The following is a 2,574-nucleotide window of genomic DNA, read 5'->3' as shown; positions in this document are numbered from 1 at the left end:
CCTAAACCTGCCGAAGGATATTCGACTCCGGCTCTGGAAGCCGCGAAAGCGGCCATCGAAGCGCCCGCGCCGGCGCCACAGAGCGAGCAGCAGCGCGAGACGCTGGCGGAGATCGAGCGGGATTTGTCCGGCGTCGCGCCCGCTCCTGTCGCGCGGCTTCCCGAGACGAAGCAGCAGCGATTTCGCCGCGCTCTGCAGATCGAGGCCCAGATCGCCAACAATGAGAGGATTTCGACCGAGGATGCGATGTGGCTCGGCGGCTATCAGGCCGGCCCCGAATATCGAGCCATGCGCGTGCTCTACGAGGATTTCGGAGAGGCTGCGTTGCGTTGAGCCAAACGAAAAGGGGTCGCCGCGCCAACGACGACCCCTCATCAGAGGTGAAAAATAGGAACGAGACAAAAATGTCAGAGCAGCAGAGCAACGTCAAGCCATCCCCCACATTCGCAGCGCTGAAGAATGTGTCGGGTTTCTACGCGCAGGTCCTGAAGCTGCAGAGCCGCAAGCCTGCACTGCCCAATCTGGGGGTGATGCACGGGCCTTCCGGCTATGGAAAGTCCTACGCCAGCATCTATGCGCAAATCCGCACGCGCGCGATCCGCGTCGAGGTCGGCGAGTCCTGGAGCCGCAAGAAGCTCGTCGCCGCAATATTGCGTGAAGGCGGCGTCGCGGAGCCGCGTGGCGACACGGCCGCGCTGGTCGAGCAGGCGATCAGCCTGCTCGCCGAGGAGCCGACGCGCCCGCTCTTCATCGACGAAGCCGACAAGCTCGTCGACAAGGGAATGATCGAGCTGGTGCGTGAGCTCGCGCAGCACAGCCAGGCGCCCGTGCTGCTGATCGGCGAAGAGATGCTGCCGCAAAAGCTCGCCCGCTATGAGCGCGTCCACAACCGCGTGCTCGATTGGTTCGGCGTCGATCCCTGCGACCTCGACGATTGCAAGAAGCTCGCGGAAATCTTCCTCCGAGGCGTCGCGATCGACGACGATCTCCTCGAGGACATCCGCATCAAGGGCGACGGCCGTGCGCGGCGCATCGTCGTCAGCCTCAACGACGCCAATGAATGGGCGCGCAACGCCGGCGTGAAGGCGCTCGACAAGAAGACCTATAGCGGCGTGATCTACACGGGCGAGGCGCCGCGTGCGCGCTCGGGCCGTCTCCTCGTAGCCAAGAACGGCGGGAGAGCGGCGTGAACAGCAACCGCACAAAGCAGATTTCTGATCGGCTCGCCAAGAGCACCTTCGTGACCATCATCAATCGCGTCCAGGAGGAGATCGAGAACGGCGCGTCGAAGGAAGAAGTTCGGCTCGCTCTCGAGGCAAATATTGCAGCCGCACTCGTTCGTTTCGTCGAGCTTTATGAGCCTGACTTGCAGCTTGCGGTATCCAACAAGATCATCTCCGATCTCAATTATCACGTCATGACGCGACGGCCACGCAAGGGGAGGGCAAAATAATGCGCATCCCCACTCACATCGCCGTCGCTCTCCCCCGCGGCCCCGAGCATTACTGGAAGGAGATGCGCGCCCGCAACGCGCGCGGCTTCACGGTCCAGGACATCGCGCTCTCCTCGGAGGGCGTCTCGAACACCACGGTCAAACGCTACATCTGGTGGCTCGAAAAGCAGGGCTATGTCGTCAAGGTCGGCAGCAAAAAGGACGGCTACGCGATCGCCAACATCTACAAGATCAAGCGTGACAGCCGCACCGCGCCGATCGAGCGCGCCGAGGACAAAGGCAAGCCGGCGACGGCGCGTCAGGCGCTCTGGACCGCCATGCGCACGCTGCCTCAGTTCGGCGTCGCCGAGCTGACCGCCTGCGCTTCGACCGAGGAGCGGCCGATCGCGCGCCGCTCGGCCGAGCTCTATGTCCAAAAGCTCGTCTCGGCCGGCGTGCTGGAAATGCTTGAAGCCCCCAAGCGAGCCAATGGCTGGCCGCGCGGCGCGCGCGGCGGGCTCTACCGCCTGAAGCCGACGGCCAATGTCGGCCCGCTGGCGCCCAAGCTCTGCAAGGCGGATTTCGTCTTCGATCCCAACAAGAACCGCGTCCTCGGCGAAGCGGTAGTCACGGAGCCGCGCTCATGAACACGGCCGTTAACGTTAACAATTCGCCTTCGAAGGCCGATTTCCTCGCCAATGCCAGAGAGGCCTTCGGCGAGGCCCTTCCCGATTGGGTCGAGACGCTCGCCAACGAGTCGAACCGCGCCAGCGCGACCGCGGTCGCCAAACGCATCGGCTATTCGGTTGCTGTCGTCTCGGCCGTGTGCCGAGGCAAATATGGTGGCGATCTCGCCGCCGTCGAAGCCAAAGTGCGCGGCGCCTTCATGGGCGCGCTGGTCGAGTGCCCTGTGCTCGGCGAGATCGGACGCGACCAGTGTCTCGAAGAGCAGAAGAAAAAGCATATCGGGACATCGCAGACGCGCACGGCGCTGTTCCACGCCTGCCGATCCGGCGATTGCCCGCATTCGCGGATCAAGAGCGAGGGAGGCGTCCATGGCTGAAGCAGCCTGCGGCCTCGCCTATGACCTGCGCGAGCTCGCCGCTCTGATGCACGGCGTCGAGAACGGCGATATGCGGCTC

4 protein-coding genes and 1 pseudogene are annotated in these 2,574 nt (G+C 64.0%); all 5 read left to right on the top strand.

The window, feature by feature from the left end; translation table 11 throughout:
• Positions 1 to 333 (top strand): annotated as a pseudogene (locus K3F48_RS23515) (hypothetical protein); the annotation flags it as partial.
• A gap of 71 nt (positions 334 to 404) precedes the next feature.
• Positions 405 to 1,190, top strand: a complete 786-nt coding sequence (locus K3F48_RS23510) for an AAA family ATPase (RefSeq protein WP_222577866.1) — start codon at positions 405 to 407, stop codon at positions 1,188 to 1,190.
• Positions 1,187 to 1,453: a hypothetical protein gene (locus K3F48_RS23505; protein ID WP_222577865.1), complete on the top strand. Its 267-nt coding sequence runs from the start codon at positions 1,187 to 1,189 to the stop codon at positions 1,451 to 1,453. Before K3F48_RS23510 ends, K3F48_RS23505 begins: the two co-directional genes overlap by 4 nt.
• The gene (locus tag K3F48_RS23500; RefSeq protein ID WP_222577864.1) at positions 1,453 to 2,079 is read left to right on the top strand and encodes a hypothetical protein; all 627 of its coding nucleotides are present in this window, start codon (positions 1,453 to 1,455) and stop codon (positions 2,077 to 2,079) included. Before K3F48_RS23505 ends, K3F48_RS23500 begins: the two co-directional genes overlap by 1 nt.
• Positions 2,076 to 2,495 carry a transcriptional regulator gene (locus tag K3F48_RS23495; protein ID WP_222577863.1) on the top strand — a complete coding sequence of 140 codons (420 nt, stop codon included), beginning with the start codon at positions 2,076 to 2,078 and terminating at the stop codon, positions 2,493 to 2,495. The genes K3F48_RS23500 and K3F48_RS23495 overlap by 4 nt, the downstream gene beginning before the upstream one ends.
• Positions 2,496 to 2,574: the final 79 nt, after the last annotated feature.

This window comes from Methylosinus sp. Sm6, from assembly GCF_019802345.1.
Taxonomy (GTDB): domain Bacteria; phylum Pseudomonadota; class Alphaproteobacteria; order Rhizobiales; family Beijerinckiaceae; genus Methylosinus.
The sequence above is the reverse complement of the archived record's forward strand: the minus strand, read 5'-3'. Positions and strand labels throughout refer to the sequence as shown.

Bases quoted from the DNA above. Each gene is read 5' to 3' on its own strand.
- K3F48_RS23510 (WP_222577866.1), top strand. From the start codon at position 405: ATGTCAGAGCAGCAGAGCAACGTCAAGCCATCCCCCACATTCGCAGCG.
- K3F48_RS23500 (WP_222577864.1), top strand. From the start codon at position 1,453: ATGCGCATCCCCACTCACATCGCCGTCGCTCTCCCCCGCGGCCCCGAG.
- K3F48_RS23495 (WP_222577863.1), top strand. From the start codon at position 2,076: ATGAACACGGCCGTTAACGTTAACAATTCGCCTTCGAAGGCCGATTTC.